The sequence below is a fragment of the Enterococcus sp. AZ071 genome, assembly GCF_050499065.1.
GTDB classification, from domain to species: domain Bacteria; phylum Bacillota; class Bacilli; order Lactobacillales; family Enterococcaceae; genus Enterococcus_A; species Enterococcus_A ferrettii.
Window position 1 is genome coordinate 1257274 of record NZ_JBIPAS010000001.1, and the last position, 18662, is coordinate 1275935.

Annotated in this window: 15 protein-coding genes; 3 read left to right on the plus strand and 12 right to left on the minus strand. The window is 40.2% G+C overall.

Annotation, left to right across the window (positions count from 1 at the left end; all coding sequences use genetic code 11):
• Window positions 1–19: 19 nt before the first annotated feature.
• Window positions 20–1933 carry a 1,4-alpha-glucan branching protein GlgB gene (gene glgB / locus IGI49_RS06235; protein WP_429963818.1) on the minus strand — a complete coding sequence of 638 codons (1914 nt, stop codon included), beginning with the start codon at window positions 1931–1933 and terminating at the stop codon, window positions 20–22.
• 386 nt (window positions 1934–2319) lie between these two features.
• Between glgB and IGI49_RS06240 the strand changes: the two genes are divergently transcribed.
• Window positions 2320–2865 (plus strand): DUF2179 domain-containing protein, encoded by a 546-nt coding sequence (locus tag IGI49_RS06240; protein ID WP_207702992.1) that lies wholly within the window; start codon window positions 2320–2322, stop codon window positions 2863–2865.
• Between the two features lie 63 nt (window positions 2866–2928).
• Here the strand turns inward: IGI49_RS06240 and IGI49_RS06245 are convergent, their stop codons facing one another.
• The 8 genes from IGI49_RS06245 to IGI49_RS06280 form a co-directional block, all read right to left on the minus strand.
• Window positions 2929–3783: an alpha/beta hydrolase gene (locus tag IGI49_RS06245; protein ID WP_429963819.1), complete on the minus strand. Its 855-nt coding sequence runs from the start codon at window positions 3781–3783 to the stop codon at window positions 2929–2931.
• Between the two features lie 3 nt (window positions 3784–3786).
• Window positions 3787–4590, minus strand: coding sequence for a DUF1803 domain-containing protein (locus tag IGI49_RS06250; RefSeq protein ID WP_429963820.1), 804 nt, complete (start codon window positions 4588–4590; stop codon window positions 3787–3789).
• Window positions 4591–4668: 78 nt separating this feature from the next.
• Window positions 4669–5598 (minus strand): manganese-dependent inorganic pyrophosphatase, encoded by a 930-nt coding sequence (locus tag IGI49_RS06255; protein ID WP_429963821.1) that lies wholly within the window; start codon window positions 5596–5598, stop codon window positions 4669–4671.
• Between the two features lie 87 nt (window positions 5599–5685).
• Complete coding sequence (pflA, locus tag IGI49_RS06260; protein WP_429963822.1) at window positions 5686–6465, minus strand: pyruvate formate-lyase-activating protein; 780 nt, start codon at window positions 6463–6465, stop codon at window positions 5686–5688.
• Window positions 6466–6549: 84 nt separating this feature from the next.
• Entirely contained in the window at window positions 6550–8841 is a 2292-nt protein-coding gene (pflB, locus tag IGI49_RS06265) for a formate C-acetyltransferase (protein WP_429963823.1), read from the minus strand.
• 291 nt (window positions 8842–9132) lie between these two features.
• The gene (parC, locus tag IGI49_RS06270) at window positions 9133–11580 is read right to left on the minus strand and encodes a DNA topoisomerase IV subunit A (protein ID WP_429963824.1); all 2448 of its coding nucleotides are present in this window, start codon (window positions 11578–11580) and stop codon (window positions 9133–9135) included.
• 14 nt (window positions 11581–11594) lie between these two features.
• Window positions 11595–13622, minus strand: a complete 2028-nt coding sequence (parE, locus tag IGI49_RS06275; RefSeq protein WP_429963825.1) for a DNA topoisomerase IV subunit B — start codon at window positions 13620–13622, stop codon at window positions 11595–11597.
• 123 nt (window positions 13623–13745) lie between these two features.
• Window positions 13746–14168 carry a CoA-binding protein gene (locus IGI49_RS06280; protein WP_429963826.1) on the minus strand — a complete coding sequence of 141 codons (423 nt, stop codon included), beginning with the start codon at window positions 14166–14168 and terminating at the stop codon, window positions 13746–13748.
• A 106-nt stretch (window positions 14169–14274) separates the two neighbouring features.
• Between IGI49_RS06280 and plsY the strand changes: the two genes are divergently transcribed.
• Window positions 14275–14916, plus strand: a complete 642-nt coding sequence (plsY, locus tag IGI49_RS06285) for a glycerol-3-phosphate 1-O-acyltransferase PlsY (protein WP_207705147.1) — start codon at window positions 14275–14277, stop codon at window positions 14914–14916.
• Window positions 14906–15526 (plus strand): NUDIX hydrolase N-terminal domain-containing protein, encoded by a 621-nt coding sequence (locus IGI49_RS06290; protein ID WP_429963827.1) that lies wholly within the window; start codon window positions 14906–14908, stop codon window positions 15524–15526. The genes plsY and IGI49_RS06290 overlap by 11 nt, the downstream gene beginning before the upstream one ends.
• 47 nt (window positions 15527–15573) lie before the next feature.
• Here IGI49_RS06290 and IGI49_RS06295 read toward each other — a convergent pair whose 3' ends face one another.
• The 3 genes from IGI49_RS06295 to hslU are packed head-to-tail and all read right to left on the minus strand — an operon-like array spanning window position 15574 to window position 18659.
• On the minus strand, window positions 15574–16443 hold the full coding sequence (locus IGI49_RS06295; RefSeq protein ID WP_429963828.1) for an aldose 1-epimerase family protein: 870 nt from the start codon (window positions 16441–16443) through the stop codon (window positions 15574–15576).
• 14 nt (window positions 16444–16457) lie between these two features.
• Window positions 16458–17246: a GTP-sensing pleiotropic transcriptional regulator CodY gene (gene codY / locus IGI49_RS06300; RefSeq protein WP_207705150.1), complete on the minus strand. Its 789-nt coding sequence runs from the start codon at window positions 17244–17246 to the stop codon at window positions 16458–16460.
• Window positions 17247–17261: 15 nt separating this feature from the next.
• Window positions 17262–18659 carry an ATP-dependent protease ATPase subunit HslU gene (hslU, locus tag IGI49_RS06305; protein WP_429963829.1) on the minus strand — a complete coding sequence of 466 codons (1398 nt, stop codon included), beginning with the start codon at window positions 18657–18659 and terminating at the stop codon, window positions 17262–17264.
• Window positions 18660–18662: the final 3 nt, after the last annotated feature.

Genomic DNA, 18662 nt, shown 5'->3' on the forward strand with positions numbered 1-18662 from the left:
TCAACCTCCTCTCAAATTATTATTTGTTTTTCCGTTTTAAAACAATTGACTCAGGTTTGAAAATGACTGCGCCAAAAGCAGGTATCGTGGTTCGGATTAGCTGCTCATAATTTTTAAATGCACTTGGTTCACTTTCACAATCTTCATTGTGCTTAGTCCAAGTACCACCAAATTCTTCCATTTCTGTGTTCCAAATTTCTTTATAAGTACCTGGATAAGGAACCCCAATATGGAAATCTTTGCGTTCTACAGGTGTCATATTCAACACAACAATTAAAAAGTCTTTTTTGCGTTTTCCTTGTCGTAAATAAGAAAGTACTGATTCTGAAGTGTTATCGGCATCAATGATTTCGATCGTATCGTAGGTATTCTCCAGCTCCCATAAGGCCGGCTGGTTTTTATAAAAATCATTGAGTGCAGCGGTGAATTGCTGCATGCGGTTGTTTAGCGAATCATTCAGGTCTATCCACTCTAAACTTTCATCAAACTTCCATTCTAGAAATTGTCCCCATTCGCTTCCCATAAATAGCAATTTTTTCCCAGGGTGGGTCATAAAGTAGGTATACAAGTTGCGCAACTGAGAAAACTGTTTGTACCGATCACCCCACATCTTGTGCATTAGGCTCTTCTTCCCATGAACCACTTCGTCATGTGACAACGGCAAAATATAATTCTCCTGCATCATATACATAAAAGAGAAAGTGACTAAATTGAAATGATCTTTACGGAAAATCGGATCCATCTCATAAAAACGCAGCACGTCATTCATCCAACCCATGTTCCACTTATAATCAAACCCTAAAGCGCCCGTCTCGGTCATTCCGGTAATTTGGGTCTCAGAAGAACTTTCCTCAGCAATCATCAAAACATTTGGGTGGGCCAACTTAATGACCGAATTAAGCTTCTGTAAGAAATAGTAGCCTTCAAAATTTCGATTGCCGCCTTCGTGATTCGGTGTCCAAGGGCCATCGTCATAGTCTCGGTACAACATGCTGGATACTGCATCCACTCGAATACCATCAATGTGATAAAGCTCAATCCAGAACAAAGCGCTGGAAATTAAGAAACTTTGCACTTGTGGTTTGCCTAGGTCAAAATTAATCGACCCCCAACGAACATTTTTCGCACGGTCAGGATCACTGTATTCAAATTGTGCTGTCCCGTCATAATAAGGCAGCGTATCATCATTAATACAGAAATGACCAGGAACCCAATCGACAAAAACTCCAATATTATTTAAGTGGCAGGCTTCAACAAACTCCTGAAACTCCTCGGGTGTTCCATAATAGGAGCTCAAAGCAAAATAGCCAATCAGCTGATACCCCCATGAACGACCCAACGGGTGTTCCATTAAAGGTAAAAATTCTACATGGGTATAACCCATTTCAGCTAAATAAGGTACGAGCTCCTTGGTAAGATCACCAAAGCTGTAGGGGGTTCCATCTTCATGATGTTTCCAAGAGCTAGCATGAACCTCATAAACGCTCATCGGTCTTTTTAGCGCATTGGTTCGTTTACTACGTCCACGCCATAGTCCATCACGCCACTTTTTTTCAGGAATTGTATATAGTACTGCTGCATCCCCGGGTCTTTTTTCAAAACGGATTGCAAAAGGATCAATTTTCATGATCTCTCGCCCATTCGACTGTCGAACGTTAAATTTGTAGAGATCGCCCTCTTTAGGTTGGTCGGTGATAATTTCCCAAATTCCTGTTTCAGCATCAAGATTCATTGAAAGTGTGTTTTCCCAATCGTTAAAATCCCCCACTAAAAAAACAGCTTTAGCCTCAGGTGCCCAGACACGGAAGCAGTAGTTACCTTCTGAAATTCTATGTGCTCCCAACAAATGCTGCACGTAATAATTCTCACCGGTCAAAAAGTTATTTTTTGCGCGACTTATTTCTGCGGATAGTTCGTTAATCTTTTCTTCCATGCTCATCACCTTAACTATTTTTTGTGAAAAAGAATAAAATTTTGCTTTCAAAGAATGAACGTTTCCTCATTTTGTATTCGACCCTTCTACTTTATAATAACATACTTCCGCAAATAATTCAGGTTAAACCCTTGATTTGACGGAATAAAATAAGCATTAACATCATTCTAATTTCATTATAATATACTTAGAATTGAAATGCTATATCATAATGGTTATTTTATTTCGTTTTTTTCGTTTTTTGTCTATAATAATTCTAAAAGAGACAAATAACAATCGTAATTATTACTAACGTTATTTAATTATTTGGATTTATTAGTGATAAACAATAGTATTTGCCTTTTGATAACAGAACCGATACCCTAGAAAGAGAGGGGGAATTTATCATGTTAGATCCACTGATGCTTCTGATGACCTTTGGCATTAATTTTGCCTACGTAGCGCTGAATACCATCCGTTTTATGCTGACGATGAAGGGCTACCGCATATTGGCCCCCTTATTAAGTATGATTGAGATTACTATTTACATTATGGGTCTTTCAATGGTGCTGGATCGGCTGGATAACCCAATCAATCTGTTCGCTTACGCCTTAGGCTATGCTATCGGAATTAGTGTTGGCATTAAAATTGAAGATAAGCTGGCATTAGGCTACATGATGGTTACTGTCATCCTGCCTACAAATACTGAACAAGAAAAGAGTCTGCCCCGTATCTTGCGGGATAACGGCTACGGTGTCACTCAATCTTATGCCGAAGGACTGGAAGGTGAACGAATGGTCCTTGAAATTTTGTCTCCCCGAAAAACAGAGCAAAATCTTTATCGTTTGATTAAAGAAGTTGAAGGTCGAGCCTTCATCATTTCCTATGAACCTAAATATATTTCAGGTGGTTTCTGGACCAAAAAGTTGAGAAAACGGCAAAATACACCTTAGCATCCAGTACTGAAAACTAGAAAAACCGGCGAGATCGTTCTCTCACCGGTTTTTCTAGTTATGCTAGCGCCATAAAAAAGCGATTATATTGTCTCGAAGCTTCTTACTGCGGGTAATCGCAGAGTGACCCCCACTTCTTCCTTTGATCAGCAATTCCTGATAGTTTTTAGTATGTTTTTGCAATAAAAAACGCAAAGAGAACGCACTGTGGGTAGAAACTGAACCATCACTGTCTGTCCCATCCTGCAAATCTCCAGCCACGTTTAAGATGGCTAAGTTATTTGGCAACCGATTCATAGCTTGGTCAAAATATTCATAGATCGGAGTCTGACCAACTGGTCCATCCTCCGTTAGTTCATAGGCAAAAATCTCTTCTGTATCCTCCGCAATTTCCAGATCGTTAAAGGGAGCTGCGATCGTTACTAATTTTGCTACTCTAGGTACCTTGCTGTCAGCATATTCCAGCAGGTATCTTAAGGTAGATACCCCCCCCATTGAATGAGCAACCAAATTTAACGTGGTCACATGTTGTTGATATAGATAATGCATGACTTTAGCAATCCACTTACTTTGTTGAATCTCGTCCGTCACGTCTTCACTGAATAAGACCATAATAGTTGGGTTGTCGTGATTATTAGTCAGCTCCCCTTCGACAGAAAGCTTTCCATCGGACTTCACTACGATGGTCATCTCTCGCTTAGCAATATTCTCCGACTCCAATTGCTTCAACAAGGGCCCAAAAGAAAGTGAGCTCCCTTGATAACCATGAATAAAAACAGTTGGGGTATTAGAATAGCGCACCCCTTTTTGTTTGGTTAGGGTGCCCGGGCTGAAGTAACGAATCTGAGCATAATAAACCAACCCGATTACTGACAAAAATGAGAGAAGCAAAGCAACAAGCTTGGCTATTTTTTTCATTTATTACGCCTTCTTTTGAATAATGTAGGTGAAAGAGTCTTTTGATCCTAACAAACGCAGCAAAAGCTGATAAAAAGCAAAGTAGCGTTCCGTTTCATCGTATTGCTGCCACAAACTAGCAACCTCTCCCAGTTCAGCCTTCTCCTGTACCACTGGTACTTCAAGCTTCCATTCAGGGCCAGATGAAGCAACCTCAGTCATGACTAAACTTTTTAGGAAGATTGAATTTCTTTTCGGTTGTTTTCCCTTTAAAAGTGCCGCAAGTAAAAGCTCCACCTGATTAAAAAAGAAACCTGGATGTACATCACCTAGAAGCTTTTCCAGAGACCCGAATGACTCAGGTCGTTTCTCCTGCTGATAATAGAAATAATTGGGCAATGTAAGTGAAGTAATCCCCTGAGCGTTCAACGTAACCAGTTCATAGGAATTATTCTCTAAAAGAGTTCTACATGGCAGATCAAAGGTCACGGCCAATGGTCCCGCTAATTCTTCTGGATAAAACTGTTCTACAAAACTGATTAACTCATCCGTCCCAATTAATTGTGTTAATTGATTGTACAAAGCACTCTGGGGAAAATCTTGATAAACCGGCAAGAGCAAGCGATAACGCCGATCTTTCCGTTCCACTACACCCGTCTGAATCAACAAATCCAAACGCTTATCCAACTGCACATCCTCCGAAAACACAGAACGTATTTCCCTCAGAATCACAGGGTGCTCCAACTGATAAAAGTAAGCAATCAATCTATTTGTTGCTGGATCGGAAAGACTCCTTTTTAATTGTTGATTAGTTGTTAAAATATCCATAATAACTCCATTTCAAAGTATAGTCCCAATTAAAAAAATATACAAAAAAAGAGGATTTTTAAATCCTCTTCTTAACTCTTAAGCTTCAAAAGCGGCTGTCAATTGAGGAACAACCTGTTTCTTACGAGAAACGACACCTGGCAAGAAGGCCCGATCATCGGCTAATTGAACGTTGAAGGCTTCAATCACTTTCTCACGCGGTTCACCAGCTACTAATAATTCAGAGTCTGAATTCAAAATGTTGGTAACCAACAACAAGAACAGATCATAACCCTTCTCAGCATTTTCAGCAATCATGGCTGCTTTTAATGCATCTTGACGCGCAAATACCTCGTCTAAATCAACGGTATTTACTTGAGCAACTCGGACTATTTTATCCGCCATTGGGAAGCTTTTTGCATCCAAGTCTAATAGCTCAGCTTCTGATTTATCAGCCAAGTTAGTTCCAGCTTTTAACATCGCTAGCCCATAGCTGTCTAAATCAACGTTAGCCACCTCAGCAAGCTCTTTTGCTGCTGCTACATCTTCTTCAGTACAAGTAGGTGATTTGAATAGTAATGTGTCAGAAACAATCGCTGACAGCATTAAACCAGCTATTTCTTTTGGCACTGCCACATTCTTTTCTTTGTATAGTTTTAATACGATAGTTGATGTACAACCAACTGGTTCAGCGCGATAGTACAAAGGATCTGCTGTTTGAAAATTAGCAATCCGATGGTGATCCACTACTGCTAAAATATTAGCTTTTTCAATGTCTGAAATTGACTGCTGGAATTCATTGTGATCCACCAGCATAACATCAGCAGCTTCTGCTTCAACACTTTCTACTACACGAGGGGCAGTTAAACCAAAGTGATCCAAAGCATACTGGGTTTCTTCATTAGGGGTACCCAAAGCTACTGCTTCAGCATCTATCCCCAATTCTTTTTGCAGATTTGCAAAGGAAATCGCTGCGCCAATTGCATCTGTATCAGGATTCTGGTGACCAAAAACTAAAACTTTTGTCATAATCAATTCGCTCCTTTAAATAAGTTCTTCTTAATGATATCAAAAAAAACGAAAAGAGCAACCAACAGTCGCTCTTTTCTCGAAAGTTTATCGTTTCAGATAGCCTTTATAATCCTCTGTATGGAGAAGTTTTTTTGCATTAACCACTCGTTCATCCGAAGGCGGTTCAATGCCTTCCAATGGGTATTTCAAGCCCATTTCTTCCCATTTGTATTTACCCATCGTGTGGTAAGGCAGAATTTCTACTTTATCCACATTCTTCAAGGTTTTAATAAATGTATCTAATCGAATTAAAAATTCGTCATAGTCGCTTCTAAAGGGTACTAATACGTGGCGAATCCAAACCGGCTTATTGATGTCGGATAAATACTTCGCCATGTCCAAAATATTGGCATTGCCATGTCCAGTTAATTCCTTATGCTTTTGATCATCGATTTGTTTAATGTCAAATAAAATCAGGTCGGTATATTGCATCAATTCTTCAAATTTAGAGAAAAATGGTTCTTCAAAGGTAAAGGGTTTGCCACATGAATCTAATGTAGTGTGGATTCCTTGCGCTTTAGCCTTTTTAAATAGATCAATTAGAAAATCGATTTGCAGCAAGGGTTCACCACCACTAACTGTGATTCCACCTTTTTTACCCCAATAGCTCTTGTAATGGATTGCTTCTTGTAAGAGATCATCGGCCGTACGTTTCTTAGCCTTTGGATCGTGAATTTGCCAAGTATCAGGATTATGACAAAACTGGCAGCGCATGCGGCAGCCTTGCATAAAGACGATAAATCGAACGCCAGGTCCATCAACGGAGCCAAAGCTTTCAATTGAGTGGACATTTCCTATGATGGGTTGTTCAGTCGTTGTCGACATAAACATTTCCTCCTTATAAACATGGGTAAAGGCGAATAGACCTCCGTCCATCCGCCCTTACTTGCGTTGCTTTGTTTTCAGTTCTTACATCTTTTCGTGGAATGTACGGCTGATAACATCTAATTGTTGTTCACGACTTAAATCAATAAATTTAACTGCGTAACCAGAAACACGAATGGTGAAGTTTGCGTACTCTTCTTTTTCTGGGTGTTCCATTGCATCAACTAGTTTTTCTTTGCCGAATACGTTCACGTTTAAGTGATGCGCACCTTGGTCAAAGTAGCCGTTCAATACGTTTGTTAAGTTTTCGATTTGTTCTTCTTCATCATGACCTAAAGCATCAGGGTTGATACTTTGTGTATTTGAAATGCCGTCTAAAGCATATTCATAAGGCAATTTAGTCAATGAGTTTAATGAAGCCAACAAGCCGTTTTGTTCTGCACCGTAAGATGGGTTAGCACCAGGAGATAATGGCGCACCAGCAGGACGTCCATCTGGCAAACTTCCAGTTGCTTTTCCGTAAACTACGTTAGAAGTGATTGTCAGGATAGAAGTTGTTGGTTCAGAATCACGGTACGTTTTGTAATGCTCTAATTTTTCCAAGAAAGTCTTCAATAACCAAACAGCAATATCATCAGCACGGTTATCATCATTTCCGTATTTAGGAAACTCGCCTTCAGTCTTGTAGTCAATCACTAAGCCGTCTTCGTCACGAACTGGATAAACTTTTGCATATTTGATCGCTGCTAATGAATCTACTACGTGAGAGAATCCAGCAATACCAGTTGCAAAGGTACGTTTCAAGTTTGTATCCATCAAAGCAAGCTCAGCTGCTTCATAATAATATTTATCGTGCATGTAGTGGATGCAGTTTAATGTATTTACATACATACCTGCCAACCATTCAAGCATATCGTCATATTTTTCCATTACTTCTTCAAAATCTAACGCATCATTAGAAGTAATTGCACGGTATTTAGGTCCCACTTGTGTTTTAGATTTTTCATCTACTCCACCGTTAATTGCATAGGTCAAAGCTTTGGCAAGGTTTGCACGGGCACCAAAGAATTGCATTTCTTTACCCGTTTGAGTTGCAGACACACAGCAGCAAATTGCATAGTCATCTAACCAAACTGGACGCATAACGTCGTCATTTTCGTATTGGATAGAAGAAGTTTCAATTGAAATTTTCGCTGCATAATCTTTAAAGCCTTCAGGCAAACGAGAAGAGTACAATACTGTCAAGTTTGGTTCTGGAGAAGGTCCCATATTTTGCAAAGTACGTAAGAAACGGAAATCATTTTTAGTAACTAATGTACGTCCGTCCATACCCATACCAGCGATTGAAAGAGTTGCCCATACTGGGTCTCCTGAGAACAATTCGTTGTATGAAGGGATACGAGCGAATTTAACCATACGTAATTTCATAACTAAATGGTCGATTAACTCTTGTGCTTCAGCTTCATTCATCAAGCCTTTATTGATATCACGTTGAATATAGATATCTAAGAAGGTTGATACACGGCCGATTGACATTGCTGCACCATTTTGTTCTTTGATTGCAGCTAGGTAACCGAAGTATACCCATTGTACAGCTTCTTTCGCATTTTCAGCTGGACGAGAAATATCGTAGCCGTATGCTGCTGCCATTTCTTTCATTTTTTTCAATGCTTTAAATTGATCGTTAACTTCTTCACGCAAACGAATATCTTCGTCAGTGAATTGGCCATTGCCAACGTTTGCATGATCTTTTAATTTTTCTTGCATCAAGTAGTCAATTCCGTATAATGCTACACGACGATAGTCGCCAACAATACGTCCACGGCCATAAGTATCAGGAAGTCCAGTAATAATCTTATTACGACGAGCTGCCCGAATTTCTGGTGTATAAACATCGAAAACACCTTGATTATGTGTCTTATGATATTCGCTGAAGATTTCAGTGAATTTAGGGTTTGGAGTATATCCATAGCTTTCCAATGCTTCTTCAGCCATACGAATACCGCCATAAGGCATGAATGCACGTTTTAAAGGTTTGTCAGTTTGGATACCAACAACTTTTTCTTCGTCTTTCAACTCTTCGTCAATGTAACCTGCACCGTATGCATTTACTGAGGAAACAACGTCAGTTTCCATATCCAATACGCCGCCGTTTTCACGTTCTTGCTTTTGCAGTTCTTGCAGTCTGCCCCATAATTTGTTGGTTGCATCTGTTGCTTCTGCCAAGAATTCAGCATTTCCTTCGTACGGTGTGTAGTTGGCTTGGATAAAATCACGTGTGTTTACTTCTGTCTTCCAAGTTGTACCCTTGAAGCCATTCCATGCTTCTTTTTCAATTACATTCAACTTTTCAAGCTCTTTTGTTGCAGTTCCCATTTAAGAGAGACCTCCTTAGAAAATTATGACCCTTTTAATTGCTACAGCTTTACAGACACAGTATAACACATTCTAAAGCTATTGCAATAGTTTCATGTAAAAACTTTAACAAGTCACTTTTTCTGTGCCTGTTATCGGTAACATCCCTTTTATATCAAGAATATCAAACATGTTTTATTTATTAATAATTCTTACAAACTCACCTTTATCAGGTATTATGTGAGCGAAAAAACGGCTATCTGTACTAATACAGATAGCCGTTTTTATTCAAATTATATAATACAGTTAATACTATTGTTCATCCCACTGTTTCGTTTCGTAAACAGCAAATACCTCGCCGTCTGTCTTCTCATCTATGGCAAATGAACCATTGGCCAAACGATCGCTGACTGGGATTTTAGCAATTTCCACTGTTTGAGTCGTTCCTTTTTGGGTCAGCAACTCAAGTTCACCCTCTGTGGCATCTGTTAGATAAACTAAGCGGTGCGCATTTTTCTTCAACTCTCTGAAGATCATTAGGCCGCGTTTTGCTCTGCCCAGTTGCGGTAATTCTTGAGCCAACATCCGTTTTGCTGCTCCTCGTTGACTGATTAGGGTAATTGGTGAATCCCCTTCGGATAAGATTAATGTGCCACCAACAACATGATCGCCGTCTTTCAGATTAACAGCCTTAACACCCGCTGCTTTAGCCCCTACTACAGGTACTTCTTCTAGAGGATAGCGCAGACCAAAGCCTCGATAAGTTCCGATAAACACATCAAGATCTTTAGTATTTTTGATTAAGCGTACTGCAATTACCCGATCCGTATCGCTTTTCAGCTTGATTGCTGCAGTCGGACGACTCTTGTACGTGCGCCATGGTGAAAACTCGGTCATGCGGGTTTGCTTAATCATACCTTCTTTAGTCATGAGGACAAATAATTGATTGGCATCAATCTCTTTATATGGAAAGACTGCCATAATTTCTTCATCGACTTTTAGGTTGGTAATCGTTTGTGAAATATGTTCACCCACGTCTTTCCATTTCAAATCCGCTACCTCATGAACTGGACGATAGATCATATTGCCGCGATTAGTTAAAATCAGTACATGATCTAACGTATTCATTTTCTGAGCAAACAAGACGCGATCCCCGTCCTTCATTCCCAGTTCTTCTGGTTGAGATGCATTGTAGGAACGCAGGCTGCTGCGTTTCATATATCCTTCTTGGGTAACAGATACTACAACGTCCTCCTGAGCGATCAGCACCTCGGTTTCGATCTTGATTTCTGTGATTTGATCTTCAATCTTAGTTAAGCGACCATTACCGTATTGCTTTTTGATTTGGCGCAGCTCTTGCTTCATCACTTTGTTCAATTCTCGTTCACTAGACAAGATCAGTTGTAATTCTTTCACTTCAGCGGATAATTCATCTGCTTCTTTTTTCAATTGAGTAATATCTGTGTTAGTTAGACGATACAATTGCAGGTTCACTATTGCTTCCGCCTGCTCCTCAGTAAACTCAAACTTTTTAACTAAATTGTTTTTCGCATCTCGCTTGTCTTTACTTTCACGAATCGCTGCAATCACTTCATCCAAGATCGATAAAGCCTTCATCAAGCCTTCAACAATGTGTTGTCGTTTTTGAGCTTTAGTCAACTCAAATTGACTGCGTTTCGTGATGACTGACTGGCGATGTTGAATGTAGCTGGCTAAAATATGCTTTAGGCCAACTTGCTGCGGTGTCATATTATCAATGGCTACCATGTTGAAATTGTAATTGATCTGCAAATCCGTATTTTTAAACAAGTAATTCAAAATACCTTCTGCATTTGCGTCCTTCTTCAATTCTACTACAATTTGAAGACCTGTACGGTCGGTTTCATCACGAACTTCGGCAATACCATCAATTTTTTTGTTCAAACGAATTTCGTCCATTTTTTTCACTAGGATCGCCTTATTCACTTCGTAAGGGACCTCATGGATCACAATCTGCTGTTTTCCACCTTTTAATGGCTCAATTGCCGTCTTTGAACGTAGAATTACTTTCCCTTTGCCGGTTTCATAAGCTTTTTTGATCTCATCTTTGCCTTGTAAAATACCACCAGTCGGAAAGTCAGGTCCTGGAATAAATTCCATAATTTTTTCCAGGCTGGCATTGGGATGATCCAACAAATAGATAGTTCCATCAATAACTTCAGATAAATTATGCGTTGGAATTTCAGTAGCATATCCCGCTGAAATCCCAGTAGATCCATTGATTAACAGATTAGGATAAGCTGCGGGTAAAACAGTCGGTTCTTTTTCGGTATCGTCAAAGTTCCAAACTAAATCAACTGTCTCCTTCTCAATATCTTTCAGCATCTCTCCGCTCAGCTGGGAAAGACGTGCTTCCGTGTAACGCATTGCTGCTGGCGGATCGCCATCCATTGATCCATTGTTTCCGTGCATTTCAATCAGAACTTCTCGTAGCTTCCAGTCCTGACTCATACGTACCATTGCTTCATAAATCGAACTGTCTCCATGAGGATGATAATTCCCCATAATATTTCCGACAGATTTAGCTGATTTTCGGAAGCCTTTATCGTAAGTATTACCATCCTTGTTCATAGCATATAAAATACGACGTTGTACTGGTTTTAAACCATCTCGAACATCTGGTAATGCCCGTTCTTGGATAATGTATTTTGAGTAACGACCAAAGCGGTCACCCATGACTTCCTCTAACGTTAATTCTTGAATCGATTGTTTATTTTCCATCTGTCGACCACCACCTACTCATTAAACAATTCTATGTTTTCAAAATTTTCTTCATCCAGCAGTTCGTTGGAAACCGAAGGCTGAATCTCATCCTTGTTTTCCAGCAGGCTCCCATCTTCTTCTAAAGTGAATTGGACATGGCTTTCAATCCATTTACGACGCGGCTCAACTTTATCGCCCATTAAAGTTGTTACTCGGCGTTCAGCTTGTGCTGCATCATCAATTCTTACCCGAACCAGTGTCCGGTGATCAGGATCCATTGTAGTTTCCCATAGCTGTTCAGCGTTCATTTCACCAAGCCCTTTGTAACGTTGAAGCATATAGCCCTTGCCAATTCGTTTAATAACGCCTTCCAGCTCATCATCGGTCCAAGCGTACTCCATAACTTGTTTCTTGCCAGACCCCTTAGATACCTTATACAAAGGTGGCAAAGCAATATAAACCTTACCTGCTTCAATTAAGGGCTTCATGTAACGGTAGAAAAAGGTCAACAATAGCACCTGTATATGGGCGCCATCGGTATCCGCATCGGTCATGATAATAACTTTATCATAGTTGCAATCCTCGATTGCAAACTCTGCACCAACACCAGCTCCAATTGTATAAATCATGGTGTTGATTTCTTCGTTTTTCAGAATATCCTGTAGTTTCGCTTTTTCGGTATTGATAACCTTGCCGCGCAGTGGAAGAATCGCTTGAAATTTACGATCTCGGCCTTGTTTCGCTGATCCACCGGCTGAATCTCCTTCGACTAGGAATAATTCATTGCGCTGCGCATTACGAGATTGTGCTGGTGTCAATTTACCAGATAAAAGTGATTCGCCTTTTTTTCGTTTCTTGCCATTTCGGCTCTCTTCTCGCGCTTTACGAGCCGCCTCACGAGCTTCTCTAGCTTTGATCGCTTTACGTACCAGCATTTGACTTGTTTCGCTGTTTTCCTGCAAGTAGAAGCCCATTTGCTCCCCGATGACGTTATCTACTACTCCCCGAGCCGCAGGTGTACCCAATTTTTCTTTGGTTTGGCCTTCAAACTGCAGCAGATTTTCTGGCACACGGATTGACAGAACTGCGGACAAACCTTCACGGAAGTCTGAACCTTCCAAGTTTTTATCCTTTTCCTTCAGCAAACCAGTCTTACGGGCATATTCGTTAAAGGCTTTCGTCATTGAGGTTTTCATCCCAGCCTCATGAGTTCCACCATCCTTTGTTCGGACATTGTTTACGAAAGATAAAACATTTTCTGAATAGCCATCATTGTATTGATAAGCGAACTCAACCTCAATACCATCCTTTTCTCCAGAAAAGTAGGTTACTGGTGTCAAAGTATCCTTGTCTTCGTTTAGGTACTCAACAAATTCTTTGATTCCTTCTTCAAAGTGGAAAACCTCTTCTTTTACTTCTTCTTCCCGTAAATCAGTGATGGTAATTTTTACACCTCTTAACAAGAAAGCTGATTCCCGCAACCGTTCAGAAAGAGTGCTGTAAGAAAAGCGGACTGTTGAAAAAATTGTATCATCCGGCATGAAATGGACACTGGTTCCATTCGGTTGTCGCGTTTTGCCGATTTTTTTCAAACTGCCCTGTGCTTTTCCACCATCCTTAAATTTCTGCACATATTCGACACCATCGCGTACGATGGTAACCGTCAGCCATTTCGACAAGGCATTCACCACACTGGCACCGACACCGTGTAACCCGCCAGAAGTTTTATAGCCGCCTTGTCCAAATTTTCCTCCAGCATGCAAAATTGTAAAGATAACTTCGACTGTAGGGATCCCAGAAGCGTGCATTCCAACAGGCATTCCTCGGCCCTTATCACTTACCTTAATACTATTATCAGGGTACAGCGTGACATCAATTTCATTACCGAAGCCAGACAGTGCTTCATCCACTGCGTTGTCAACGATTTCATATACCAAATGGTGTAGACCACGTCCATCGGTAGATCCAATATACATACCAGGTCTTTTTCTTACAGCTTCTAATCCTTCTAAGACCTGAATCGAAGCGTCATTGTATTCATTATTACTTTTCCTAGCCAAGCTAACAGCTCCTTATCTAAAAATACATCATTGCTATGATACGCTAAAAAAGCTCAAAAAAAAAGCCTTCTGATGACCTGAGAAGGCATTTTATCAATTTTTTAGCAGAAAATCAACTGGTTGTTAGACTCTTTTAGCCAATTCAATCTTGATGCAGCGGTCCATAACAATGTCGGTACGGCCCTTTTCATGCAGCATTTCTGCCGCTTCTTGACTGCTTAAACCAAGTTGTGCCCAAAAAACTTTTGCGTCCGTCTGCAAAAATTCTTTTGCCACCTGCGGTAAAAACTCGCTGCGACGAAAAATATCGACAATATCTATTGCCTCTGGAACTTCTGATAATCCAGAAAAAACTTCGATGCCAGCGATCTTCTGACCTCCTAACTTAGGATTTACTCCATAGACAGTATAATCAGCGTCTTTTAACAACTGCGCGATTTGATGGCTGGTTTTTTCTGGGTTTTCACTAAAGCCCACCACCGCTATCACTTTGGCTGTATCTAAATATTCAAAAATCTTCTCTTGACTAGGGTTTTCAAATTGCATAAAACAACCGCCTTTCTTAGTATTTAGTATATCATTGCTTTGATGTTTGTTCACCTATTTCAAATCTGTTAAAATAACTCTAACAACAATGAAATGGGGAAAAACAATGAAAATGGCTATGCTTTTGTTGCTAGCTTATCTTTTAGGCTCAATTCCATCAGGGGTTTGGATTGGAAAACTTTTCTTTAAAAAAGATATTCGTGAGTACGGCAGCGGTGGCACTGGCACGACCAATACTTTTCGAATTTTAGGAAAACCTGCGGGCTTTGTTGTCTTCGCCATCGATCTTTTAAAAGGAACCCTGGCTACCTGTTTGCCTATGATTTTCCACTTAGATATTAATCCTTTATGGTTTGGTCTAGTCGCAGTTATTGGTCATACCTTGCCAATCTTTGCCGGATTCAAAGGAGGTAAAGCCGTTGCTACAAGTGCTGGGATGCTGCTGGGTTACAGCCCTCTATTCTTCTTTTATTCCTTAGTGTTCTTTCTAATTGTTTTGTATATTACCAGCATGGTGAGTGCAACCAGTATTCTTTCGGCTATTTTTGTTACTCTTTCGACGATCATATTGCCTATCATTTGGCCGGCAATACTTCCTAGGCATAACTGGCTGCTGACCCTTATTTGTCTGGTACTAACTACATACATTATTTACCGACACCGCGAAAATATTCAACGAATCAAAAATGGAACTGAAAATCGTGTCTCTTTCGGCTTAAATAAAAAGGAGTCTCCTAATGAACATTAACGATCGATTAACCGACTGGGCGGTAGAACTGCAAGCCATAGCTCAAGCAGGTCTTACCTATACCAAAGATCCTTTTGATGCTGAACGGTTTGAACGTATTCGTTCATTGTCTGTGGAAATGCTAGCGGCTCAGTCCCCCTTGCCTGAGCTCGAAATCAGAAAATTGTTTGCCGAGGAACCTGGCTACCCTACACCAAAGCTAGATACCCGAGCTGCTATTTTCAAGAACGACAGAATTTTGCTTGTTCAAGAAAACAATGGAAAATGGTCGTTACCTGGTGGCTGGGTAGACATCAATCAATCGTTAGGAGACAATGTCTTAAAAGAAGTGAAAGAAGAAACTGGTTTTGAGGCAGAAACGCTTAGAGTTATTGCTCTTCAAGATCGGAACCGTCACAATCCTCCTCGTTACGCTTACGGTGTGTGCAAAGTATTTATCTTATGCCAAAAATTAAGCGGTCAGTTTGAACAAAACATCGAAACTCTGCAAATCGACTGGTTTTCTTTGTCAGATCTACCAGAATTAGCCGAGGAGAAAACGACCAAAGAACAGATTACTTTGTGTTTTGAAGCAAATGCCGATCCTAATTGGCAGGTTGTATTTGATTAATTTTTTATACAAACAAAAAAACGCCGGAGAATTTTCCGGCGTTCTCTTTATCTTACAGTAATAGAAAATTGTGTCTTAAATTCCTCTGCGGGTGCTAAACGATTCATACCTGGTTTATCTTCCAGCTTACCAGTACTGTCGATTGGATCAGCAAATCCCCACCAAGGCTCAATACAAACAAATGGGGCTTCTTTTGGATAGGGTGACCAAAAACCCACATACGGAATATGATTGTAGGCTAGTGTCACGCTGTGAGGCGAATCTTCCGCTCTGATGGTAAAGGTATTCAATCCTTTTGTTTCGTAGATCAACGCGTCGTTTTGGAACAAATCACGACTAATGCGAATATTAGTATTGGTCTGACCAATCGTTTTTTGATCTAAATTAGCAAATGGTCCGTCCAACGGGATTTTCACTCTTGATTTTTGCGGTGAGAATGAGAAGAAATAGTCCTCGAATTTCAAACTTTCTTCTAATGGCACATTAAAGGCTGGATGTCCTCCTAAGGCAAACAGCATTTCCTCGTTGCCAGTATTCTCCACCTTAAAACGTACACGAAGGCCTTCTCCCCAAACTTCATAACTAACAGATAAAAGAAAATCAAAAGGATAAATTTCCTTAGTCTTATCGTTGCTTTTTAAAGTCAAAACAACCTTCTCATCCGTTTGCTCCGCCATCTCAAACATTTCATCTCGTGCAAAACCGTGCTGTGACATTGGATAGCTTTTTCCTTTATAACTATATTGATCATCTTTCAAGCGACCGACAAAGGGAAAAAGAATCGGTGCATGACGTCCCCAGTAGGTTGGATCAGCCTGCCACATATATTCGATGTCATTAGCCTTAAGGCTGGTTAATTCGGCCCCTTTTTCACTGATCGCTGCCTGTAAATAGTCATTTTGAATCCTTACTGTCATAAGCTTCCGCCTCTCTATTGATGTTTAACCAATTCTTTTTTGAACAAAGGATTCAATACTTTTAAATAAGTTCCCTTCATTCCTAGCGAGCGTGACTCTATAATACCTGCTGATTCCAATTTACGCAAAGCATTTACAATAACAGATCGAGTAATACCAATTTTATCAGCGATGTTAGAAGCTGTTAAACGGCCTTCATCGCCTTCTAGAGCTTCAAAAATAGCTTTAACAGCCTTGAGCTCACTGTAAGAAAGTGTGCTAACAGCCATTTGAACAGCCGTTTGACTACGAACTTTTTCTTCCACATGGAGGAACTGCTGATATAAGATCTCCATACCAATAACAGTTGCCCCATACTCCGCTAACACTAAATCATCCTCAGTGAAGGACTCTTCAGTTCGGGCAAGTACAATCGTACCTAAACGTTCACCGGAACCAAAGATCGGAACAATAGTGGTTACCCCATTAGGATAGTACTGAGAGCGTTCTGTAGGAAAGGCCGTTCCTGAACTGCCACTTGGAATATTAGCCTCAGTCTTGATAACTTGTTTCAGCTCGCCTACATAGCTATCAGGAAATTGCCGATCAACAAGGAATGACTTGACACGATCATTGTTAATATCAATCTTTTCATTGAATCCTAAAAGCTTCCCTTTTGAATCAATGATGTATGACAATGAATTCAGCACATCGCCAAGGATGCGAGCCATATTATTATAAGGTAGCTCCGCAGCTGGTTCAAAGGCATTTTTTTGTTGCATTAACTTGTTAATTTGGCGTGTTTTTTCTAATAAGGTTTCCATCATTTCCCCTCCAAATTATAGAATATAGCGGCTTAGATCTTTATTTTGTGCAATCGAAGCCAGTTTTTCATCAACATAAGCCTCAGTAATTGTAATTTCACCCATTTGCATGTCTGGTGCTTCGAAAAGTAGATCCTCCAGCAATTTTTCCAAAATAGTGTGCAATCGACGGGCACCGATATTATCGGTTTCTCGGTTTACATCAAAAGCAATTTTCGCTAATTTCTCAATTGCTTCCTGAGTGAAGATTACTTTTACATTTTCAGTCCCGATTAAATCTATATATTGCTGGATCAAAGCATTGTTTGGTTCTGTTAATATCCGAACGAAATCTTCAGCAGTTAGATCATCTAACTCTACCCGAATTGGGAAACGACCTTGTAATTCAGGAATCAGATCACTAGGTTTAGAGAAGCTGAAGGCACCACTGGCAATAAATAAAACATGATCGGTTTGGATCGCCCCATACTTGGTATTTACCTGTGATCCTTCGACAATTGGTAAAATATCCCGTTGAACCCCCTCGCGAGATACTTCACCAGAATTTTGTTGCGATTTCGAAGTAATCTTATCGATCTCATCAATAAAAATAATTCCTGAGCTTTCGGCTAGTTTAATCGCAGCTGTATGGATATCTGCTTCATTGACTAATTTAGCTTGTTCTTCTTTAACCAGCAGCTCCTGAGCTTCTTTAACAGTGACAGTTCGTTGAATCTTCTTAGTGGGCGTTAAGGCACCTAACGTATCGTTTAAATCAATACCCATCTGCTCCAGACCATTGTTCATCATTGGCATTGACTTCTTAGGCTCTTCAATTTCAATCGTAACTTCACGACTGTCCAACATGCCTTTTTCCAGCTGTTCCAAAATTGTTTTACGATTGACTTTGATTTCTTCTGTCAATTCTTCTTGCGGCTCAGCCTGTTGCGTTTGGTTAAAGATATTCATCATTTGATCATACGGATTACCTGATTTCTTTTGTTCACGCTTGATTCCAGGTACTAAAACCTTCACTAACCGCTTATTAGCTCGCTTCAAGGCTTTACTATATACTTGAGAGTATTGCTGCTTCTCAACGATCGTAATTGCATTTTCCACCAAATCTCTCACCATGGATTCTACATCACGACCAACATAACCGACTTCCGTAAACTTAGTCGCCTCCACCTTAACAAAAGGTGCCTTGACAATTCTAGCCAAACGACGAGCAATTTCAGTTTTACCTACCCCTGTTGGTCCAATCATTAATATATTTTTAGGGGTCACTTCCTGCTGCATGCTTTCTTCTAACTGCATACGACGATAACGATTGCGTAAAGCCACCGCAACAGAGCGCTTCGCGTCATTTTGGCCAATGATATATTGATCCAATTCGCTGACAATCTCTCTAGGCGTTTTATTAATTTCAGACATTCA